The organism is Pseudotamlana agarivorans, assembly GCF_001642835.1.
GTDB lineage: Bacteria > Bacteroidota > Bacteroidia > Flavobacteriales > Flavobacteriaceae > Pseudotamlana > Pseudotamlana agarivorans.
Map to the genome: position 1 here is coordinate 14,268 of NZ_LXEI01000001.1, position 23,460 is coordinate 37,727.

Annotated in this window: 20 protein-coding genes; 7 read left to right on the plus strand and 13 right to left on the minus strand. The window is 35.6% G+C overall.

All coding sequences use genetic code 11. The annotated features are described in order from the left end of the window. Nucleotides 1-37: 37 nt before the first annotated feature. From porK to A6I66_RS00070, 4 genes are all read right to left on the minus strand, one after another. Nucleotides 38-1,402, minus strand: a complete 1,365-nt coding sequence (gene porK / locus A6I66_RS00055) for a T9SS ring complex lipoprotein PorK/GldK (RefSeq protein WP_067145552.1) — start codon at nucleotides 1,400-1,402, stop codon at nucleotides 38-40. Between the two features lie 164 nt (nucleotides 1,403-1,566). Beyond that, nucleotides 1,567-2,733 (minus strand): formimidoylglutamase, encoded by a 1,167-nt coding sequence (locus tag A6I66_RS00060; protein ID WP_067144611.1) that lies wholly within the window; start codon nucleotides 2,731-2,733, stop codon nucleotides 1,567-1,569. Between the two features lie 6 nt (nucleotides 2,734-2,739). Next, entirely contained in the window at nucleotides 2,740-5,247 is a 2,508-nt protein-coding gene (gene topA / locus A6I66_RS00065) for a type I DNA topoisomerase (protein WP_067144613.1), read from the minus strand. A gap of 139 nt (nucleotides 5,248-5,386) precedes the next feature. After that, complete coding sequence (locus tag A6I66_RS00070; RefSeq protein ID WP_067144615.1) at nucleotides 5,387-6,148, minus strand: hypothetical protein; 762 nt, start codon at nucleotides 6,146-6,148, stop codon at nucleotides 5,387-5,389. Nucleotides 6,149-6,343: 195 nt separating this feature from the next. On the opposite strand from A6I66_RS00070, the gene miaB reads away from it, so the two are divergent. From miaB to groL, 7 genes are all read left to right on the plus strand, one after another. Continuing rightward, nucleotides 6,344-7,783, plus strand: a complete 1,440-nt coding sequence (miaB, locus tag A6I66_RS00075; RefSeq protein WP_067144621.1) for a tRNA (N6-isopentenyl adenosine(37)-C2)-methylthiotransferase MiaB — start codon at nucleotides 6,344-6,346, stop codon at nucleotides 7,781-7,783. Nucleotides 7,784-7,899: 116 nt separating this feature from the next. Further along, the gene (locus A6I66_RS00080) at nucleotides 7,900-9,171 is read left to right on the plus strand and encodes a sigma 54-interacting transcriptional regulator (protein WP_067144623.1); all 1,272 of its coding nucleotides are present in this window, start codon (nucleotides 7,900-7,902) and stop codon (nucleotides 9,169-9,171) included. A 43-nt stretch (nucleotides 9,172-9,214) separates the two neighbouring features. Continuing rightward, nucleotides 9,215-9,724: an LPS assembly lipoprotein LptE gene (gene lptE, locus A6I66_RS00085; RefSeq protein ID WP_067144625.1), complete on the plus strand. Its 510-nt coding sequence runs from the start codon at nucleotides 9,215-9,217 to the stop codon at nucleotides 9,722-9,724. Between the two features lie 27 nt (nucleotides 9,725-9,751). Then, entirely contained in the window at nucleotides 9,752-10,714 is a 963-nt protein-coding gene (locus tag A6I66_RS00090) for a hypothetical protein (RefSeq protein ID WP_067145554.1), read from the plus strand. Between the two features lie 2 nt (nucleotides 10,715-10,716). After that, nucleotides 10,717-11,067 (plus strand): preprotein translocase subunit SecG, encoded by a 351-nt coding sequence (gene secG, locus A6I66_RS00095; RefSeq protein ID WP_067144627.1) that lies wholly within the window; start codon nucleotides 10,717-10,719, stop codon nucleotides 11,065-11,067. Nucleotides 11,068-11,221: 154 nt separating this feature from the next. Beyond that, a complete protein-coding gene (locus A6I66_RS00100; protein WP_067144628.1) occupies nucleotides 11,222-11,497 on the plus strand; it encodes a co-chaperone GroES in 276 nt (91 codons plus the stop codon). A 102-nt stretch (nucleotides 11,498-11,599) separates the two neighbouring features. Further along, nucleotides 11,600-13,228, plus strand: coding sequence for a chaperonin GroEL (groL, locus tag A6I66_RS00105; RefSeq protein ID WP_067144629.1), 1,629 nt, complete (start codon nucleotides 11,600-11,602; stop codon nucleotides 13,226-13,228). A gap of 207 nt (nucleotides 13,229-13,435) precedes the next feature. Here the strand turns inward: groL and A6I66_RS00110 are convergent, their stop codons facing one another. The 9 genes from A6I66_RS00110 to xrtF form a co-directional block, all read right to left on the minus strand. Beyond that, nucleotides 13,436-13,834 carry a hypothetical protein gene (locus tag A6I66_RS00110; protein WP_067144630.1) on the minus strand — a complete coding sequence of 133 codons (399 nt, stop codon included), beginning with the start codon at nucleotides 13,832-13,834 and terminating at the stop codon, nucleotides 13,436-13,438. Between the two features lie 162 nt (nucleotides 13,835-13,996). Beyond that, nucleotides 13,997-15,181, minus strand: coding sequence for a PepSY-associated TM helix domain-containing protein (locus A6I66_RS00115; protein WP_067144632.1), 1,185 nt, complete (start codon nucleotides 15,179-15,181; stop codon nucleotides 13,997-13,999). Nucleotides 15,182-15,264: 83 nt separating this feature from the next. Further along, entirely contained in the window at nucleotides 15,265-16,485 is a 1,221-nt protein-coding gene (locus A6I66_RS00120) for a DUF4374 domain-containing protein (RefSeq protein ID WP_067144634.1), read from the minus strand. Nucleotides 16,486-16,515: 30 nt separating this feature from the next. Continuing rightward, nucleotides 16,516-18,900 (minus strand): TonB-dependent receptor, encoded by a 2,385-nt coding sequence (locus A6I66_RS00125; RefSeq protein ID WP_084399348.1) that lies wholly within the window; start codon nucleotides 18,898-18,900, stop codon nucleotides 16,516-16,518. 277 nt (nucleotides 18,901-19,177) lie between these two features. Beyond that, nucleotides 19,178-19,540 (minus strand): heavy-metal-associated domain-containing protein, encoded by a 363-nt coding sequence (locus A6I66_RS00130; RefSeq protein ID WP_067144636.1) that lies wholly within the window; start codon nucleotides 19,538-19,540, stop codon nucleotides 19,178-19,180. Nucleotides 19,541-19,566: 26 nt separating this feature from the next. Then, nucleotides 19,567-21,813, minus strand: coding sequence for a TonB-dependent receptor (locus A6I66_RS00135; RefSeq protein ID WP_067145558.1), 2,247 nt, complete (start codon nucleotides 21,811-21,813; stop codon nucleotides 19,567-19,569). Between the two features lie 115 nt (nucleotides 21,814-21,928). Next, on the minus strand, nucleotides 21,929-22,330 hold the full coding sequence (locus A6I66_RS00140; protein ID WP_084399350.1) for an HYC_CC_PP family protein: 402 nt from the start codon (nucleotides 22,328-22,330) through the stop codon (nucleotides 21,929-21,931). A gap of 68 nt (nucleotides 22,331-22,398) precedes the next feature. Then, entirely contained in the window at nucleotides 22,399-22,827 is a 429-nt protein-coding gene (locus tag A6I66_RS00145) for an exosortase F system-associated membrane protein (protein WP_067144640.1), read from the minus strand. After that, nucleotides 22,814-23,371, minus strand: coding sequence for an exosortase family protein XrtF (xrtF, locus tag A6I66_RS00150; RefSeq protein WP_067144641.1), 558 nt, complete (start codon nucleotides 23,369-23,371; stop codon nucleotides 22,814-22,816). Before xrtF ends, A6I66_RS00145 begins: the two co-directional genes overlap by 14 nt. Nucleotides 23,372-23,460 lie beyond the last annotated feature (89 nt).

Sequence of the window (23,460 nt, forward strand, 5' to 3'; positions counted from 1 at the left end):
GTAGGTTAATTTTAATTATTTTAAAAAAATTGGAATATTACTTTTGACCGTTCGCTGTTACTTGTGTCCCCATATAATCTTGAACGGATCTAAAGCCAATATAACTTCTTGCTGAATCTGCATATTCATAATCTCTTGAACTTACTTGTAAGAAGTAAGCAACATCTTTCCAAGAACCACCTCTAACGATTTTACGTTGGTTATCGTTATCATTAACACTCGGGTTAATTGTAGATGTATATTCGTATGCTGAAGGATCGTAAGATGCATTTACCCATTCCGAAACGTTTCCAGCCATATTGTATAAGTTGTAATCGTTAGGGTCGTATGATTTAGCTTCAACTGTGTATAATGCTTGATCTGCTGCATAATCACCTCTTACAGGTTTAAAGTTTGCCATAAAACAACCTCTATCCGATTTTGTATAAGGCCCACCCCAAGGGTAAGTTGCAGCTTGCAGTCCACCTCTAGCAGCGTACTCCCACTCTGCTTCAGAAGGCAATCTGAATGTATTCACAGGAGAAGATCCTGCTTTAGATTTTTGGTAAGTATTTTTCCAAAGTGTTCTCCACTCACAAAAAGCTTTAGCTTGTTTCCAAGTTACCCCTACTACAGGATAATCACTAAAAGCATCGTGCCAGAAGTAATCGTTATGCATTGGCTCGTTATACGAGTAAGCAAAATCTCTAATCCACACTGTAGTATCTGGATAAATCTCAATTTCTTCTTTCAAGATAACATCTTTACGCTTCACACCTCTATTTCTAGCGGCTTCTTGAATATCCATATGGTTGTATTGAAATTTAAATTTCGTTACATCCCAAGTACGTTGTCCGTTAAAAGACTCTTCTAAAGGCAAGTACATAGTATCCATAACCTCTGTATAGTACTCATCTGGATATTCGGCAGTATCGAAAATCAAATCAACATCTTTGTTAATTTTTCTTCCTTCATAACCTGTTGGTCCTAATCCCGTATAGTTTTCAAACATATACTTTTCATAAACAGACATATTGGTTGTATCTACATCGTTAAATGCATACTCTCCAATACCTCCATCTTCAGGAGTTAATCCAACCTCATCAGCTAAAACAGCCAATTTCATTCTTACAATTGAATCTCTTACCCAGTTTACAAACTGACGATATTCGCTATTAGTAATTTCTGTTTCGTCCATATAAAAAGAACGTACAGTAACCGTTTTCGCAGGTGCATCATGTACGCCAGCCAGATCATCATCAGCCTTACCCATGATAAATGCGCCGCCAGGAATAAGCTGCATCCCATAAGGCTTTTCTGGATGCCATTTTTTTCCTTTCACACCAACTAGTTCGCCCCTATCTTTAGAGCCACAACTGGCCAGAACTGCTAGAACTGTGGTTAATAATAATAACTTCTTCATATCCATAGTAAACTCGAGGTTAATTTATTTAGCTTTTCGATTCCGAGAGCGTAAACATATTTATATATTTTTTAAAAAACAACTATTTATCTAAAAAAATAACGTTTCATCGTGAAAAAATAACACTTCAACGGTAGTATATCGGATTAACGTACTACGAGTTGTTAAACACAATTTTTCTGAAACGCTTTGTACCAACGCTCTGGAATTATATTATTGCATGCATCAGTATAATCTTGATGTGTGCAAGGTAATAACGTATGTCTCTTTAATTTATTATTAACTTCCGATAAAAAAGGTATTTCTATCCACCAACGCCCTGTTTTATTGCTTTTATAGAAGACTAAATCCTCCTCTTCAATAAGCGTTGTAAACTTTTGATAGCTATTTTCATCAGAAAAATCATCATCCAGTACGCGGTAGTTTACACCTTCAATAAAATACCATAACATCTGAGCTATGAGTAAAGAAGTCATCTCATCATCTTTTGAGGGTTTATATTCATAAATCCCAAAAGAGCTCACTTTATTGCTAATTCCGGCATAACGGGCAATAGCGCAGATTTCCTTGCCGTCTAATCCATTTGGTGAATACCTTTGATTAAGCCCAAGCTCAGATCCTTTAACCGCGTTAAGATCGATACTTACAATATTCGCATCTCTTAGTGCTGGTTCTACTGAAGTAATATCGTGAGATACCTGCCCGAGTCGATATGATTCGAAATACAGACTATCCATAAGGTCCAACTCTTCTTGAGAATTAAAGTAGGTTTGATAACCTATAGTAGCGTAGTTAAAAAGGTTATAAGGTTCATCCAGAATAATTTTACCTACAAAACTGTTGTTTTTTATAGGTTTTGACGAATCTCCTAAATTGAATTGAGCATCTACATTTACAATATTAACCATAGGGACTAAATCGTCGTAAGCACGATAATTCGCATAGGTTAAATCCTGAGATCCTCCTAAAATAACTGGTATGATTTTCTTTTGCACTAAGATGCTTATAGCTTCCTTAACTGCAAAATAAGTATCTTCAACAGATTCGCCTTTGTGAATATCACCTAAATCGGCAACGGTAGTATTCCAACTACCAGGAAACAAACTATAGAAGGCTTTACGAATTTCATTTAACTGAAATTCCTCTCCAATATAATTGATGTCATTTCTATTTTCCAGAACACCAAAAATGGCAATATCTACACCATCGAGATCTGGAATCCCGAGTTGAGCAGAATGTATTTTAAGTTTTCTTCCTAGAGCTTGTGTTGATAATAATTCGTTATGAGCTAATACTAAATCTGAAACCGGCGAAAGGAAATTAAAATTCATCTAATACTATTTCTTTTTAGCAGCAGGTTTCTTTTTAGCTGCTGGTTTTCTTTTTGTTGTTTTTTTCTTTGGTGTATTGGCTTCAATAATGCCTTGAGCCTCTTCTAAAGTCATGTCGGTAACATCAACCGTTTTAGGTAGTTCTACTTTAATTTTACCTTTTAACACGTTGTGTCTTCCCCAGCGGGCCTTCTCTACACGAATACCTTCGTCTTCCCAGTTATGAATAACCTTATCGATTTCCTTTTGAATTTTCGTTTCAATTAATTCAACAATATCGTCATCAGATAAGTTATCCCAATCGTATTTTTTATTCACATTAATGAACATATTGTTCCATTTAATAAATGGTCCAAAACGCCCTTTTCCTTTTTGTACAGGTAAATCCTTATACATATATATAGGCGCATCAGCTTTTTGTTTTTCTTTAATTAAAACAATAGCATCATCCAATTCCACACTTAACGGATCAACACCTTTAGGTAGGGACACAAACGCGTCACCAAACTTCACATAAGGTCCGAAACGTCCGTTATTCACTAACACCTCTTCACCTTGAAAATCCCCTAAAGTTTTAGGAAGCTGGAATAAATCCATAGCCTCTTCATAGGTAATTGTTGTTAATTGTTGGTCTGGTCCTAAACTCGCAAATTGCGGCTTCTCTTCATCATCAACCGTCCCTATTTGCACCATAGGTCCGAAACGCCCCAAACGCACGCTAACCTGCTTGCCTGTTTTTGGGTCTTTACCCAAAATACGTTCACCAGATTCACGATCGGCATTCTCTTTTACATCTTCCACAACAGGATGAAAATCTTTATAGAAGTTTTTCATCATCTTGGTCCAGTCCTCGTTTCCTTCAGCAATTTCATCAAAATCTGCTTCTACTTTTGCAGTAAAATTGTAATCTAAAATCGCATCAAAATGATTCACTAGGAAATCGGTAACAATCATACCGATATCGGTAGGCACTAATTTCCCTTTATCTGAACCTACTTTCTCTGTTAGGGTTATATCTTTTACTTGTCCGTTACTTAGTGTAAGTTGCGTATAGTCACGTTCTACGCCATCAACGGTGCCTTTTTCGATATAATTTCTATTTTGAATGGTAGAAATTGTAGGCGCATAAGTTGATGGACGCCCAATACCAAGCTCTTCCAATTTCTTAACTAACGAAGCCTCTGTATATCGTGCTGGCGGACGCGTATAACGCTCGGTAGCCGTGATGTAGTTATTAAGTAGCGCTTCGTTAACACGTAAAGCAGGTAACATTCCTTCATGTTCTACATCTTCGTCATCTGTTCCTTCTAGATATACTTTTAAGAAACCATCGAAGGTGATCACCTCACCGTTAGCAGTAAATGTTTCTTCATGCGTTGACGCATTAATTTTCACATTAGTACGTTCCAATTCAGCCTCACTCATTTGCGATGCAATGGCACGTTTCCAAATCAAATCGTATAAACGTGCTTGATCTCTATCGATGTCTACGGAATGAGTTGCAAAACTCGTTGGACGAATCGCTTCGTGAGCCTCTTGCGCCCCTTTGGCTTTTCCTTTATAATTTCTTGGTTTACTATATTCTGCTCCGTATGCATTTTTGATTTCAGCTTCGGCACCTTGACGTGCTTCATCCGATAAATTCACACTATCCGTTCTCATATAAGTAATTAAACCCGCTTCATATAGGCGCTGTGCCATAGTCATGGTTTTACTTACTGAAAAATACAGCTTACGAGAAGCTTCTTGCTGAAGTGTTGATGTTGTAAATGGTGCTGCTGGCGATTTTTTAGCAGGTTTCTTTTGAAGATCTGCTACTTTAAAATCGGCCGTAGCATTTTGTTCTAAGAATTTTTGAGCTTCCTCTTTGGTTGAAAAGTTTTTAGGAAGTTTAGCTTTAAAGGTTTGCCCATCTTCATTTGAAAATTCAGCATCAATTCGATAAGATGCTACTGCCTCGAAACCTTCAATTTCACGTTCTTTTTCAACAATTAAACGTACAGAAACAGACTGAACACGCCCTGCTGATAGACCACCTTTAACCTTTCTCCATAGTACAGGAGACAACTCATAGCCCACAATTCGATCTAGTACACGACGGGCTTGCTGCGCATCAACCAAATCGTAATCGATACCTCTAGGGTTTTCAATCGCTTTTTGAATAGCAGATTTAGTAATCTCGTGAAAAACAATACGCTTTGTTTTTTCTTTATCCAATTTTAGGGTTTCGGCTAAATGCCATGCGATAGCCTCTCCTTCACGATCCTCATCACTTGCTAACCAAACCATTTCGGCTTTTTTCGCTAGGTCCTTCAGTTTTTTTACAACTGCTTTTTTATCCTTTGAAACTTCGTATTTTGGTTTAAAATCACCTTCAACATCAACGCCTAATTCCTTAGATGGTAAATCGGAAATATGTCCGAAACTCGATTCAACTTTAAAATCTTTACCTAGAAATTTTTCAATGGTTTTTGCCTTTGCAGGTGACTCTACGATCACTAAATTCTTCGCCATACTTCACTTTTTGAAGCTACAAATGTATATGAAAAAAACGTTATCTGTAACATTTTGGTCATTATCTGTTAATTAATTAAATAAAAAACGGTCTTTTTTTAGATTGGTGAATTGTCAATTCTGATAAAAACAAGACCTCTTAAAAAGTAGAACCAATTTCGTCTATTGGACTTTGATACTCAAAACCAATCACCTCTTTATAAATAAAAAGCACAGGCAAATAAGCTATAGCTATGGTAAATATAACCCCTATTCCACAACCTAAAATCCCTAGCATTCCCATTAACGCACCAACGAACATCGTACCGAAAGAGATTAACCACTTTTTATTTCCTAATTTAAAACTCGCTTTTACAATTTCTATTTCGGTTAAATCGGGATTAAACGCAAAAATGACGGCGATATACGACAATGGCACATACACATATATTAATGGTATTAAAAACAACAACTGAGCAATTGTAGAAATACCTGTGTAAATCATACCTAAAGTTAAAAGCTTTGAAAAGTACCCGTTTCTAAAAAAATAAAAATAATCGTTCTGATAAGGTTTTCCTAATAACTCGAAGCTACACATTCTATAAAAGGCGGCTAAAAAGGCCATGGTTAAGGTACTCATCAAAATATTTTGAGGGACGCTATACAAAGCATTTTTCGAATATGAATTTACAAACCCTTCAATATCAAACTCGCCATTAACAAAAATCTCACTAGTAGGCGCCAGACCTATTATGGTAAACACGACAGCAACTGCCGCCCCACAAACCATCATTAATAAAAAAAGCACAGCCCCTTTTTGCCAAACCATTTTATATAGCGTAATAACCTCGTCTATAATGATTCCAAAATCTAAAGCTTTTGCGTTTTCAATTTTATTAAATAAGTGTTCTAATGTGTTCATACAAATGGATGGTTCTTGTTGATTTTTATTATTTGCCCCTAAAATTAATTTTTTTTAAGACAAACTAAAGCATAACGTCTACTATATGTAAAAACGTTCTTAATTCTCTGCTAAAATAAAACTGTCACTTTGTCACAAATCATTAATATATTGTATCTTTGCGTGCTTATTGACCGTTAAAGGTTTCAGTAAATTATGGAAAAGATTATAGACGAAAACAAACAAGGAAACACCTTAGTTTTAGAGCAAAAAGCTGAAAATAAACGCAAACTTTTTATTGAAAGTTATGGGTGCTCAATGAATTTTAGTGACAGCGAAATCGTAGCTTCTATTATGGCCGACCAAGGTTTTAATACGACTCAAAAATTGGAAGAAGCCGATTTAGTTTTAGTAAACACCTGCTCCATTAGAGACAAAGCCGAGCAAACCGTTCGCAAACGCCTTGAAAAATACAATGCTGTAAAACGCGATCAAAATCCGAAAATGAAAGTTGGGGTTTTAGGCTGTATGGCCGAACGACTAAAAACCAAATTTCTTGAAGAAGAAAAAATTGTTGATTTAGTTGTTGGTCCAGATGCATACAAAGATTTACCAAACCTGCTCGCTGAAGTTGATGAAGGTAGAGACGCTATTAATGTGATTCTTTCCAAAGAAGAAACTTATGGAGATGTTTCTCCAGTACGTCTTAACACCAATGGTGTAACTGCTTTTGTTTCTATAACCCGTGGTTGCGACAATATGTGTACTTTTTGTGTGGTACCTTTTACCCGCGGGCGTGAACGCAGTAGAGATCCTCAAAGTATTCTCGAAGAAGTAAATGACTTATGGGAAAGAGGTTATAAAGAAATTACTTTATTAGGACAAAATGTAGACAGTTACCTGTGGTATGGTGGCGGACTTAAAAAAGATTTTGTTAAGGCTACCGACATGCAAAAGGCTACAGCTGTTGACTTTGCAAAACTACTAGAGATTTGTGCTAAAGCGCAACCTAAAATGCGTATTCGTTTTTCTACCTCTAACCCTCAAGATTTAACCCTTGATGTGGTTGAAACTATGGCGAAATTCGATAATATCTGTAAACACATTCATTTACCAGTACAAAGCGGAAGCAACCGTATTTTAAAGGCCATGAACCGCCTGCATACACGTGAGGAGTATTTTGAATTAATCGATAATATTCGCCGCATCATTCCTGAATGTGCCATTAGTCAAGATATGATTGTTGGATTCCCTACAGAAACCGAGGAAGACTTTAAAGACACTGTGTCTTTAATGGAATACGTAAAATACAACTTTGGCTATATGTTTACCTATTCGGAACGCCCTGGAACTATGGCCGGAAGAAACATGGAAGATGATGTGCCTGAGGAAACAAAAAAACGTAGACTACAAGATATTGTAGACTTACAACGTATTCATAGCGAAATTAGAACCAAAGAACACTTAAACACTGTTGTGGAAGTGTTAATCGAAAAAGAATCTAAAAAATCACCCGATCAATGGTCTGGTAGAACGTCGCAAAATATAGTATGTGTGTTCCCTAAAGCCGATTATAAAATTGGCGATTTTGTGAATGTTAATGTCACAGATTGTACTAGTGCAACACTTATAGGAGAGGGAATAAGCCCCTCCTAACCTCCCCTAAGGGGAGGAATTCTTACTCAAATGAATAAATATAAGTATGACTCAAAATAGAAAGAATCAAAATATTCACTTTTTAAATTCCCCTTTTGGGGGCTAGGGGGCTAATTATGGAATCAGTTCAAGCTATAAAACAACGATTTGGTATTATTGGAAATACGCCTGCCTTAAATCGCGCCATTGAAAAAACGATTCAAGTAGCACCAACAGACATTTCGGTTTTAGTTACTGGAGAGAGTGGCGTTGGTAAAGAAAGTATTCCTAAAATAATACACCAGTTATCACATAGAAAACACAACAAATACATTGCTGTTAACTGTGGCGCCATTCCTGAAGGCACTATTGACAGTGAACTATTTGGACATGAAAAAGGCGCTTTTACTGGTGCCACCCAAACCAGAGCCGGTTATTTTGAAGTTGCCGATGGCGGAACCATTTTTTTGGATGAAGTTGGCGAGCTGCCCCTAACCACACAAGTACGTTTATTACGTGTGTTAGAAAATGGTGAATTCCTAAAAGTGGGTTCTAGTAAAGTTCAAAAAACCAATGTGCGTATTGTAGCGGCAACCAATGTAAACATGTTTGAAGCTATCGAAAAAGAAAAATTTCGCGAAGATTTATATTATCGCTTAAGTACGGTAGATATCAACCTGCCCCCATTACGTGAGCGTCAAGGTGATATACATTTATTATTCAGGAAATTTGCTAGCGATTTTGCTTTGAAATACAAAATGCCTACCGTAAAACTTAGTGACAATGCGATAACCATGCTTACAAAGTTCCGATGGGGCGGTAATATTCGTCAGCTGCGAAACATTGCCGAGCAACTTTCTGTTTTAGAACAAAACCGAACAATCACTTCAGAGATTCTTCGTAGTTATTTGCCAGACTCCGCATCGACCAACCTGCCAGCGGTTATAAAAACATCAAAATCTGAAAGCGATTTCAGTAGTGAACGTGAAATTCTGTATAAAGTCCTTTTTGACATGAAAAGTGATTTGAACGATTTGAAAAAACTCACTATGGAATTGATGAAAAACGGAAACACTAAAGATGTTGAAAAAAACAATGAAAGTTTGATTCAGAAAATTTACGGCGATACCGATGATGAAGACACAGATTATGAAGAATCATTAGACACCAACACAGAATTGATCTCCATTCCAGAACACACGGTGGAAGAGGATTTACAACCTGTGCAAGACAAATATCATTTTGCTGAAGAAATTGAAGAAGAAGAAACCTTATCGCTACATCAAAAAGAGCTAGAGCTTATTAAAAAATCTCTAGAACGTCACCAAGGAAAACGTAAATTAGCAGCCCAAGAATTAGGCATTAGCGAGCGTACATTATATAGAAAAATTAAACAATACGATCTTTAAGTTTACACTCAAACCTTTATCATCAAAATCAGGAGTACTTAGAATGAGAAAATATATTATCCCCTTCACTTTTATCCTTTTTAGCTTAACTATTGTAGGTTGCGGCATCTATTCTTTCACAGGCGCTTCCATTCCTGCAGGCGTAACGACATATCAAGTAAATCGTTTTGAAAATACCGCTTTACTTATCGAGCCTGGTTTAGAGCGAGACTTTAAATTGGCGCTAGAAGACTTAATTCAAAATCAAACCAATTTAAATTTAGTGCCTTCTGGAGGTGATTTGGTATACGAAGGTGAAATTACCGAATACAGAATTTCTCCAACTACGGCTACTTCCGATCAAATAGCTGCTCAAAACCGATTAACTATAAGTGTAAGCCTACGGTTCTTCAACAAGAAAAAACCAGAGGACGACCTAGAACAGCGTTTTTCGTTTTTCTATGACTACCCAGGAACCGATCAACTAGTTGGTTCATTAAAAACAACAGCCCAAGAAGAAATATTTGAACGTATCACACAAGATATCTTTAACGCTACATTAGCCAAATGGTAATTGGCAGGCTTAAAATTTAAACCACAAATGACACAAGCAGATTTTATACACATCCTTCAAAAGCCCCAGGAGTTAACTCATGAGCAAACCGATGGATTAAAATCTATTCTTGAAAAACACCCTTATTTTCAAGCGGCAAGAGCTATTTACCTCAAAGGTTTAAAAGATCAAAGTAGTCTACAGTACAACAAAGAACTTAAAATTACAGCCGCCTATACAACCGATAGAAGTATTTTGTTTGATTTTATTACTTCGGAAGTATTCTTTCAAAATGAAATTTCGGAGACCATAAAAAGCAACAGTAATTATTTGGGAGACCTTGCTGTTGAAGCTGAAGATCTTTCTATCAACAAAAAGGTATCTATTGACGATCGTCTTAATCAGCAAATTAATGATACCGATGGTGTTTTAGATCCAGCACTCTTTGAACCTAAAGAACCTAGACCTTTAAAAGAAACACCTATAATTTCGAACACTCCGGAAAAGGGTCAAGAAAAACAGCAAGACTCAAACCCTGATGAAAAATCAGCCGAAGCCATTTTGGAGTTAGGAAAACCTCTTCCTTTTAATAAAAAAGAATCACATTCTTTTAACGAGTGGCTACAACTTACCAGGTTTCAACCTATTGAAAGAGAACCAGAAAAGGAAAAACTGGAAATGAAAAGTGATGAATCTTCACCAGAACCGACATCAACAACCGATTTAGAGAAGGAGAAAAAATTCAAACTTATTGATAAATTCATTGCTGAAAACCCTAAAATAAGTCCGACGAAACCTTTAATGCAAAAGGGAAATTTAGCGCAAGCCCAGATGATACAGCCGGAAGCGTTAATGACAGAGACTTTAGCGCGAATTTATGTTGAACAGAAAAACTTTAAAAAGGCAATTCAATCTTATAAAATTTTAAGTTTGAAATATCCAGAAAAAAGTAGTTTCTTTGCAAACCAAATTAAAGCAGTAGAGCAATTACAAGAACAAAATAATAAATAACAATGAGTACGTTTACAATATTTTTAGTCCTTATAGTGGTGGTAGCGTTTTTACTAATCGTAGTAATCATGGTTCAAAACCCTAAAGGTGGCGGATTATCATCATCTTTCGGTGGTGGTGGCACACAACAATTAGGTGGTGTAAAAAAGACCACAGACTTTTTAGATAAAAGCACTTGGTACTTAGCTACTTTACTTTTAGTATTAATTTTAGCGTCTAATGTAGCTATTAACAGAGGACCTGGTACAGGAGAATCTAAAGCATTAGATACTGAAGCTGCTCCAGCACCTGTAGCTTTACCTGAAACACCAGCTGCAACTAATGACGCAGCTCCTGTTAAAGAAGCAGAATAAGTATTCATTGCATACCATATACAAGACAAAAATGCCAACTTTTTAAGTTGGCATTTTTTGTTTCTGCAAGTTTGTCAGTTATATGCTATTGGCATATTTTTCGTAATCATGTAGTCTAGTAATTTAAACTTAATAATTAAAAACATAAATTAAAATGGGATTAAACATTAAACCTTTAGCAGACCGTGTTCTAATAGAACCTGCTGCAGCTGAAACTAAAACCGCTTCAGGAATTATCATTCCAGATAACGCAAAAGAAAAGCCTCAAAAAGGAACTGTAGTAGCCGCTGGACCAGGAACAAAAGACGAGCCCATTACTGTAAAAGTTGGGGACACTGTTTTATATGGTAAATATGCTGGAACAGAACTTAAACTAGAAGGTTCCGATTATTTAATCATGCGTGAAAGCGATATTTTGGCAATCGTTTAAATAACTTTTTCCGTTCCCGTGAAGACGGGAACCTCACAAAACACACTAAATTTTAATAATTAGATTCCCGCGCAGGCGGGAATAAAAAAATAAAACATAATCATGGCAAAAAGTATAAAATTTGATATTGAAGCACGCGACGGTTTAAAACGTGGTGTTGATGCATTAGCAAACGCTGTAAAAGTAACTTTAGGTCCTAAAGGACGTAATGTCATTATTTCAAAAAGTTTTGGAGCACCTTCTGTAACCAAAGATGGTGTATCGGTAGCTAAAGAAATCGAATTAGAAGACGAGCACGAAAACATGGGTGCTCAAATGGTAAAAGAAGTCGCTTCAAAAACCAACGATTTAGCTGGTGACGGAACAACAACTGCTACCGTTTTAGCTCAAGCAATCGTAAAAGAAGGATTAAAAAATGTAGCTTCTGGCGCTAATCCAATGGATTTAAAACGCGGCATCGACAAAGCTGTTGAGGCTATTACTAAAGATCTTGAAGATCAAGCTCAGAAAGTAGGAAGTTCTTCAGAAAAAATCAAACAAGTTGCTGCTATTTCAGCAAATAACGATGATACGATAGGTGAATTAATCGCTAAAGCTTTCGAAAAAGTTGGTAAAGAAGGTGTGATTACTGTTGAAGAAGCTAAAGGTATGGAAACCTATGTAGACGTTGTTGAAGGTATGCAATTTGACCGCGGATACTTATCGCCATACTTTGTAACCGATTCAGACAAAATGGTTGCCGATTTAGAGAATCCGTACATCTTATTATTCGATAAAAAGATTTCTAACTTACAAGAAATCCTTCCAATTTTAGAACCTGTAGCACAATCTGGTCGTCCTTTATTAATCATTGCTGAAGATGTAGACGGACAAGCCTTAGCTACTTTAGTAGTTAACAAGCTACGTGGTGGATTAAAAATTGCTGCTGTTAAAGCTCCTGGTTTTGGTGACAGACGTAAAGCTATGTTAGAAGACATCGCTATTCTAACTGGAGGAACTGTGATTTCTGAAGAACGCGGATTTACTTTAGAAAACGCTGATTTAAGCATGTTAGGAACTGCTGAAACCGTAACTGTAGATAAAGACAATACAACTATTGTAAACGGTTCTGGAGATGGTGAAACGATTAAGGCTCGTGTTAACCAAATTAAAGCACAAATTGAAACAACAACTTCAGATTACGATAAAGAGAAACTTCAAGAGCGTTTAGCGAAATTAGCTGGCGGTGTTGCTGTACTTTATGTTGGTGCTGCAAGTGAAGTTGAAATGAAAGAGAAAAAAGACCGTGTTGATGATGCTTTACATGCTACTCGTGCTGCCGTTGAAGAAGGTATTGTAGCTGGTGGTGGTGTTGCCTTAGTAAGAGCAAAAGCTGTTTTAGCTAAAATCACAACCGATAATTTAGATGAAACTACAGGTGTTCAAATTGTAAACAAAGCAATTGAAGCGCCTTTAAGAACGATTGTTGAAAATGCTGGAGGCGAAGGCTCTGTAGTTATCAATAAAGTATTAGAAGGTAAAAAAGACTTTGGTTACGATGCTAAATCTGAATCTTACGTAAACATGCTTAAAGCAGGAATTATCGATCCTAAAAAAGTAACACGTATTGCTTTAGAAAACGCTGCTTCTGTAGCTGGAATGATCTTAACTACAGAGTGTGCTTTAATCGAAATTAAAGAAGACGCTCCGGCGATGCCTCCAATGGGTGGTGGTATGCCAGGAATGATGTAATAGCACATCATAAATAGATTATACAAAAACGCTTCAATCCCGATAATATAGGATTGAAGCGTTTTTTTATGTCTAAATTAAAACGATATAAATGCTATAAGTTCAACTACATAAAATGCGAACTTAACACCAAATAAATTTTTAAAATGTAGACCTTTAAAGCAATAGAACACTTACCCTTTTGAGGAAAACCGCGATGTTAAAGCACTATGGTCTTGAAGTATATTGCAACAGTTTTTGCTCGATTTGCGTTGGAAATTTTAAAACACCCTGATGCCAAAAATTATAGTCGGTCATTTCATCTGAACCAAACTCATGCCTCTTAACAGCCTTAAAAAGTTTTAATTCCTTTTTACGCAGCTTTTTTAATTGCCTTAAATATTTTGATTCAGAAATGTGCTTAGTAGAAAATAAATGCTGCTGCGTTTTAAAAGCACTTTGAATAGCTTCAAAACGAGATTTTAATGCTTCAGTAGTTGATGCATCTTTAGTAATTTGAACAAGTTCGGTATTGTTGAAATTCTTCAGATTAAAAAGTAATCCTTCAGAAGCAAAACCAGTTGTAATAAAGGCTAAAAATACTAAGTTTATGATGTTCGTTTTCATAAATCAAAAATAGTGAAAGTAAGACAACTTATATTACTATATTTTATATAGTAAATCAACACTGTTTAGTTGACCAAAATTAACAGTGAAGTTAAATTTAAAAAAGTATTCTAGAATAAATACAGCTCTAATATACTTTTCAAACACTACATAAAAAGGTCTTTAGGAGACAACTTCTTTTTGTTTCTTAAACTTTCGTCCGTACCAAACCAAGAATCCGGTAACAGGTAAACTAGCACAAACCAAACTAATTAAAAATGCAAAAATCTTTCCTGCAAAGCCAAAAATAGAACCAATATGAATATCGTAATTCATCATAGACAATCGATCGGCGAAAGAAGCTTCAGAAAACTTACTGCCTTTTTGTTCTAAAGGCTCCAGCGTGTATCTATCATAAAAATACTCGTTATGATCGTACCACGTCCCTACATCGTGATACACGGTAATTTCAATTGGATCGTCCTCGTCCTCTAAAATCGGGGTTAAATAGATTCCTGCCACACGCTTATCGATCTCTAATGTTTTGTACAAGGCCTTATCCATAGGTGAAATACTGTCGTTCCAGACTAGATCTTTATTCGCTAAATCGGAATGAGGATGATGGTGTCCCATCTCTTTTATTTCTCCTCCAGAAGCCACAAAATACACAGCTTGATCGAACCATTGAAAACTCCAAACCAAGCCTGTAATACCTAAAATCAAACCGAACAATAAGGAATAGAAACCAAGCACATTATGTAAATCATAATTTAGACGCTTAAATTTAGCTTTCCATTTAATTTTAAAGCTCTTATCACGATTCCTTTTTTTCCAGTTTTTTGGCCACCACATCACCAGTCCTGTAATTAGTAATAATAAGAACACTAAAGTACAAACTCCAACTATAGGACGACCAATATTATAAGGTAACCAAAGTGCTCTATGTCCGTTAATTATAAATCTAAAAAAGTCAAATTCACTCCCCCCCATGGTTTGTTGTTTTTTTAGAAACTCACCTGTGTAAGGGTTCATAAAAACTACAGAGAAAGTACGCTTCCCGTTTTCCATTCCACCAAAACCAACTGCGGCAGCACCATCAACATTGGCATATGTTAAACCTGTTGGTTTCGCATTAGGCATATAAACGGCAGCTGTATCTAGCAACTGACTAGGTGGTACAAAAGTTTTGTTTTGAACCTCCACAAAACGCCAGGGCTCTAAAACATCTTTAATTTCCTGCTGAAAAGCATAAAAGCATCCTGTAATACTTACAATAAATACTACGATACCAGATATTAACCCCAACCAAAGGTGAAGCCAATCATTTAACCGTCTTAATTTACTTGGATTTTTTTGCTTTTTATTCATTTAAAAAAGGATCATAGAAAGATAAAAACACCTACTAACTAGGTTTCTAACCTTAGCCAGTAGGTGTTACTTAATTGTTTATTTTAGAATTTAAAAAACCCTGCTACAAAATTAGCTTGTACCTCAGCACCTTTAGTAGATGTATAATTGTTTACATCCATTCTATATACATAAATACCGCCTTCCTCTGGAATACATAAATACACATAGTTACCGTCATGTAAAGCAGCTAAACGACGACCATTTCCATTATGCACTGGCACTCCAGCTATATAGTTAACAGTTTCGTCATTTAGGTTTACGACTGCAGAACGCAAAGGACTATCAGACCATGTACCCTGCTCCGCTCTTGCTGCTGTATTTACTTCTACAAATGCTTTTCCGTTACCTAAATATTTTAAATGCGATACGTTGTTTCCTCCTGTAGCGTCTTCAACATCGAAGAAATATGATTGATCGAACTCTGTTTCTCCTGCATTAATTTTTAAAATTCCAGCAGGTTTAGTAGATTGACTGTATCCATTAGCTGGGTTAGAGTGCGAAATGGCATAAATGTTTCCATCCTCATCAACTTCTAAACCAGATTTAATATTAAATCCTCCAAGGGGTCCAACGCGGTCGTCTGTAATCACTTTTTCGAAATCTAATTCTGGATAAGAATATACTGCTACCTGAGCTTGGTCTGTATAATTAGTTGCCCATGTATCTGGGTTACTCATATAATAACTTAAAAACACGTGATCGCCTACGACACGCATCCCTGAAAATGATGGATTAGCATCTGTAGCTGCATGTAAGTCGCTAGTAGGTTTAGCTATAGTTTCTGTAATACTTACAGTGTTTGCATCAAACAAACGGAAGGTTACGGCGCCCTCGGCAATTGATGCTGAAATTAAAGTTTCATCGTCAGCTTTTACCAAATCACGAATACTTTCACTTAAAGACACATTTCCTTCTGTAGAAAGTGTTTGATCTTCATTCTGACTAATTGCCGATACATCGGTATTGTCTAACCCTCCAATACTATAAAGTGTGTTATCAACTTTAGTAAAATCGTAATAACCTGGTTGATCTATACCTTCCTCAGCTGCTGTTAGCGAACCTTCCATCACGTTTTCAAAAGGTATGGTATAATAGGTAAATCCGCCTTCACTACCTTGAATAGCCAAAGATAAAACATAGGGTTTTTGAGTAATATCTGGATTTCCTGAATTATCGTCGTTATCATCCGAGCTACAAGACATGATTGACACGGCTGCCATAAGACCTAAACTCCAAGCTGTTATTTTTCTTGTTATTTTCATTGTATTTAAATATTAAATTATTAATTGTTATTATAATGCGTATCGTAATTTTAAATAAAAGGCACGACCTGGTTTCTGTAGTTTGTATTGATCGAACAACATCTGATCTGTAAAATTTTTACATTCTAAGGAAATATTGTATTTGCCATTTTTAAGGCTATAACTCACTGCTAAATCGTGAGACGATTGCTCTGGAATAATTTTCTTGGTATCTTTAGATCCATACTCTGCCCAACTTAAGTAGTATTCCTTTATATAATTGAAGAAATAGTTTACACTTAAATTAGAATCTTTAGTAAACACATCGTTAAATTGTAAACCTGCATTTAAGTTTCCGAATAAATACGGGATATTTGGAATACGAAATCCTTTCTGAAAATTAGGTTGTTGCCCAGAATAATCGTTATAAACAAAATCGGCCTGATCTGTAATATCCTGATAAGTGACATTAGCACCTAAACGCAACCAATCTTTAAAGGAGTAATTAAGGGTTCCAGCATAACCAATTGTTCTTACCTCGGCTAAATTTGCATAACTCGTTTGCGGACTTGCCACTGTGACACGTTGATAAATTAAATCGGAAGCATTTCTATAAATAAAACTCCCGTCCAATTGCACATAATGCTTTTCTGCTGGTTCAAATTCCCATTTGGCATTTACATTAAAATTATTGCTTTGTTCAGGCCCTAACTCTGGATTGGCAGTTACAAACAGGTTATCACCAAATACTTCTTCTGGTGTAGGCATTCTGTAGGTATGCTCGTAGGAGGCTTTTATCTGAAGATTTTTTAGAATAAAATAGGTGGTCGCTAATCCGTAACCGAATGAGTTTTGTGAATTTTCATAAGCATCAATTCGTGAGTCTCCTGTTCCAAAATTATACTGCTTACTAGTTTCAACCTTTAAAAAATAACCTTTCCCAAATAAAGTAGCATTCCATTTATCGTTAGGTGACATGGTATACGAAAGGCCTAAATTATTTTTGTAATAAGACCTTGGAAATTGGTTTTCAATTTTATCCGGATTTAAAATATCGTTTACATCTCGATTGAAATATTGAAAAGCATGATTAAACGAAACCGTATGCGTATCGTTTAATTGATACCCTAAGTTGAATTGCGTTGTAACTTCATTATCAGACATAGTTTCATCATTTCTATCCCCTTGCTCCCCTTCTGTACTACCCGTGTAAATACGATCGCCTAACCAATTATAGCGCACACCCGTTAAAGTATCTAAATTAAAGGTTCTTGTAACATTATACGCTGCATAGAAACTCGCATCTAAACCATCTGTAAACAAATCTGCTTTACTGTATTTTAAAGTTGAAATTAACGATTCGCTGTTTTGTTCTATAGCGCCATAAACTGTTTCCATTGTTGCTCCGGTTTGCACATCGTTTTCATCTTTAGCCGCAGTAAGCCCAATTAATAGCTGATCGGCATAAGTTTTATTTACAAAACCAGCTTCCACTTTTGCCATACCAGATTTATAACGATCATGAAAACGCTCTACCCATTGTGTATCTTCAATATTTCCATTGGCATCAGTAATATCGGCTAATACCTCATAATTATTATCGGAATAATTAAAATTGAAATTTCCTCGAAGCGTAAACCCTGTTTTCAAATTGGTATAAGCGCCATTTACCTCAGCTCGATGTGTGTTAAACGATCCGATAGTGTAAGCTGCATCTAAAAAATTATTATTTTGTTTCGTGATTATGTTTACCGCGCCCCCCAAAGCATCAGTACCTAAATACACTGGCACAACGCCGTTGTAGACTTCGATACGTTCAATAGCTGTAACAGGAATGGTGTTTAAACCTAAAGACGATCCGTAATTATCCATAGGAATCCCATCGATAAAGAACTTAATCTGATTCCCTGAAAAACCAAATAATGAAAATTCAGAATTTGATCCTAAACCACCTTCTTCTCTAATTTTTACTCCTTCTACACGACCTAAAACGCTTTGAACATCGGTAGACAAATTATAAAACGGTTTTGCGGAAATCGCCTTTACGGTATACGGTTGTCGCTCTACAGTTTGGACTTTAGAGCGGCCTCTTATTGTCACTTCGTCAATTTCTGTAACATCTTCGGTTAAACTTATGTTTTCAGTTACAGTCTCATTGGCTTTAATAGCAACCGTAATTTTCTGGGTCACAAAGCCTATATAACTAAATTGTACGGTATAAGTTCCTTCTGGTAAATTTTGAATTTTGTACCCCCCTTCGGCATTTGTAATACTCCCAATTCCGGTTTGCAACAGGACAACATCGACGCCTATCAATGGGGTCTTATTTTCTGTAGTAACCGTTCCTTGCAAGTGACCACTTTTTTTATCTTGAGACCAAACTGACTGTGTAAACCAGGTACCCCAAATTAGCATAACTACCAAAAGTTGCTTCATCCTTAAAATCTAAATCTTATTTAAACTAATTATAAATAGTAATTTCCGGCAAAAATAACTGCTCCTATTAATATCAGCAAACTATTTAAAACAAATCTAAATAAATTGAAAGTTTTAACACGATAAACCGCAAAACCGAAGTATAAGACCTACAAAACACGACGTGAAAGCAACGCTATCACTAAAGAATACACTTACATCTGGGTGGTTCAGAAAAAAACCTCTAAGACATGACACCTTAGAGGCTTTATACTTTATAATAGTTTAAAAAGATGAATTAATCCGTATCTTCGTTATGATCGTCTTTTACAGCTTCATCACGATACTTACAACAAGGGTGAACACTTGCATAAGCTTCATCGGTCGCTTTTTGGTCTTTAGTATCATGACCCACCTCAAGTACACTCGCTTTTATAGTTTCTAAATCTGTTTTTCTTTCATCATAAATCAAACTAAGTTCATGGGTTTTCACATCCCATACTGCAGATTTTACCCCTTTGGTTTTAAAGCAGGCTTTTTCAATACGCGTCTTACACATTAAACAAACACCGTCAACTTCTACGGTTGCTCTAGCATTTTTGTTTTGCGCGAAAGATAAAGTCCCTATAAGACACATGATAAGAAATATTGTTTTTTTCATTTTAATTGTTTTTAATTGTTATAGTATTATAGTTTTAAACGGAAACCTGCATAATACAAGCTCCCAAATATAGGTCCGTACACAAAAGTAGTATCAAAATTCGCTCCAAATGGGTCGTTTGCTGCCATAACCGGGTTTGGTTGCCTCACATTGGTTATATTTTCACCCCCTACATAGATCTCAAATTTCGGAGAAAAAACGCGAGTCACCTGTGCATTTAAGGTTGTCACAGTAGGCGTATATTCCGGTAATTGATACGCTACAGGATTACTTGCTGTAGAAGAAAAGCGCTGTTCACCCAACCAATTAAAAGTGGTATCGAACTTCCAATGCTTGCCATCTTCACTAAGTTGTGTTTCATAAGATAGATTAGCAAACAAACGATGTTTAGGCACTAAAGGTTTATCTAGCAGCCCAGACTTATATTCCGTTTTAACTTCATAATATTTATAAGCTAACCTCATATCGAATTGTTCAAAAGCATTGTAATTCATTTCAGCCTGAAAACTATTCGCATAACTTTTACCTTCTAAATTATAAAAATTAACCTCTAATGGGTTTTCATAGTCTACAACCACCTGATTTGTAAAATCGGTTTTGTAGTAGTCTAAAGTGATATCGGCTTTTCTTCCAAATAAATTAAAACCTTGTAAGTAAGATACCCCGTAATTCCAAGCAATTTCAGGATCTAATCCGTAAATATTTCCATTTGAATTCAATATATTAAAGGTACGAGACGTAGCAAACATATTTTGATTTTCAGCAAAAATATTAGCACTTCGCTTACCACGACCAAAAGACATACGGAAGGCCGACTTTTCCCATGGTGTATATTTAGCATGAAATCTAGGCGTTATAAAAGTGCCTAACAAATTATGATGATCGATACGCACACCAGCGGTTAAGTTAAGTTTTTCCAAATTATCGTAATTATACTCAAAAAATGCACCTATAGCGTATTCTGTTCTTTCATAATTATTATCCAGGTTTAGGGCATTTACAAACTCATCATAATGATCGTAAGTATAACTCAATCCCGTTTTAATTTTATGTCTTGAATCGCTAATAATGGAATTATATGTGGCATTGGTATACAAACTATTCTGAGTAATATTATAGGTATTTAAACCAAAATAAGATTCCTGTTCATGACTACTAAAAGCCGCTTGAACACCGATACTTTGATAAGGAATATTAGGATTGACGTACCCAATTTTTCCGGAAACTTCATAACGACGTGTATCAATCTCACTTCCCCAAGCATTGGTTGTCAGTTTATCAGTATGAGGATCAAAATTTAATTGTCCCGTTTGTTTTTCATCATTTAAAAACTTTAAATTAATAAAACTAACTAGTCCCTTTTCTAGATTGGTGTATTGCCAGCGATTCATCACATTAATCTGATTATACTTAGGCATATCCAGAAAACCATCGTGGTTTACATCATGTTCAGCTTGATGCGAATTACCGTGTAAATACAATCCTGTATCCCAGCGTTCACTAACTTTTTTGTTAATATGGGTATTTAACTCCGTACGTAAACTAGAAGCACCGTAACCATTTACGTATACACGATCGTCGGTCGCTGGCTTAACTAACTCTGCGTTTATCTGCCCAGCTATGCTTTCATATCCGTTAACCACACTTCCTGCACCTTTTGTAATTTGGATACTCTCTACCCAAGTTCCCGGAATAAAACTCAAACCAAAGGCTTGTGACGCACCACGGATGGAAGGTATATTTTCAGTAGCTATTAAAATATACGGACTCGTTAGTCCCAACATTTTTATTTGTCGTGTTCCTGTTAGGGCATCGGCAAAATTCACATCTATTGAGGGGTTGGTTTCAAAACTTTCGGCAAGATTACAGCAAGCCGCTTTTAGTAACTCATCGCTACTCACGGTAAAAGTATTGGTGGCTTTCAAATATGATTTTGCTGTGGCCTGTTTACGGGATGTCACAGTAATGGCCTCTAAATTATCAGTTGGTTTCAACCAATGCTTTATGGGTTTTGCACTGCTTACGGAAATGGTATCGGTTTGAAAACCGATGAAACTGACAACAAGTTTTTTATAATCGGATTGATAAGGAATTTTAAACTTTCCATCAATATCTGTTACGGCTCCAACGGTAGTATTGAGCCAATAGACATTTGCTCCTGCTAGAACAAGGTTTTTGTTTTCTTTATCTGCTTCTAATATGACGCCTTCTAGTTGGTCTTGCGAAAAGAGCCAGGCTGGCATCAGTAAAAGCATAAATATAATAGGTTTCATATTTAATGACATTTAATTTTTAATTCAAATAATTTTCGTGGTTACAAACCACTTGCCACGCTTAACAATTAGAATATGCGTGTTCTTTTTAAAAAATTGGATAATGAATTATAAATCAAATGATGAAAACCTGATCTAACACCTGAATATCGGAAACTATAAGGGGTGGTGAATAATTGGCATGAGGAACCTTTTGTTTTGGTAAGCTTTCAAAACCAAAAATAAGGCTGTAAGTGAAAGCGTAAAGAAATTGTTGTTGCTCAAAATCTAAATCATCTATAGATGACATACTCAGTTCATCTTGTCCTATAACAACATCAACTTCATCTTTACAACAGTTTTTCTGCATCAGTACTTCTAAAGGTTCCATTTCGCATTTTTCAGCTTCAACAAAAACCCCGACATCTACTAACACATCACCGCAAAAATGCTTTTCAATAGTAAATGAAACCGTTGAAAACAATACGATTAAGGCTAGCAAACTTGTAAATACTTTATGTAACATTAACTTTATCACGCTACAAAACTACAAAAATGACCAACTAATAAATGGTTTTTTAAAATGTTTAACATTCTAAAAGACTTTCATTTTATCATTTTTTGGTAGTAAAACGCTGGCAACAGCAATATTAAAATGATGGGTTGAATTAAAAACCGTCGTACATTAAAAAACATGTAATAATCCTCTTGTCTAGGATGCACTACAAAATATAAATAGATTATCATAATAACGACAAAAGCTAGGATATAAAGAATTCCAGAAAACTTGACCATATTTTTATCTCTAAATATCACAGCTATAATGGCTAATGAAATTATGCTATTTAAAAAATACCTCAATGAAGTAAAACCAACCAGTTTAGCCAATTCCCTACGCGGGCTATCTATATATAAATAATCAGCTTTAAAAAAAGACAAATACGGATCGTAAAACAGGCTGCCTTCAAAATATCGAATTAATATTAGCAATAGAAATAGAACAGAAAGCAGTATCATTTTATTAATTCGCGACATTACTCTTCTTTAAATTAGAAAACATATTAACCCAAATTACCCAAAGTAAAAATACCATTCCATAAATAATTCCTGGAAAAATGATATTGTGCAAGACCTCTTCATACTTTGGATAATGAAACATCCCTATCCCCAAAATGGTAATACGAAATAAATTTACGATGTAAATTAAAACACTTCCCGTTAGCACATAAATAAGGGTTGGTTTTAGTCTTGTTGAAAATGCTATAATAAAAGACGCAAATAAAATAATAACACTAAAGGCATTACAACCTTCGATAATACGCGCTAAATACTGCCCGTTTACAATAAGTTTTAAAGAGGGCTCATTAGGATGCTTAACCACCTCACTAGAATAACCAAAAAACTCTAGTAATTCTACACATTGTAGGCCTACCAAATGGGTTAAATAATCAGGATAAAAAACGCTACCATCGGAAAGCTTCAAATAAAAACTATAAATGACCGATAAGGTAATATATACTACTAAAAAGGTGAGTATAAATCTAATAACCGCCTTGTTTTTTTTTAAAAGTGATGACACTGATTTTTCTTCAATTTTTATATTTTCGACTCCTTTGTCATAGAATTTCAGATTAAGAAATGTATTAATCTTATCTTAATGAAAGTTCA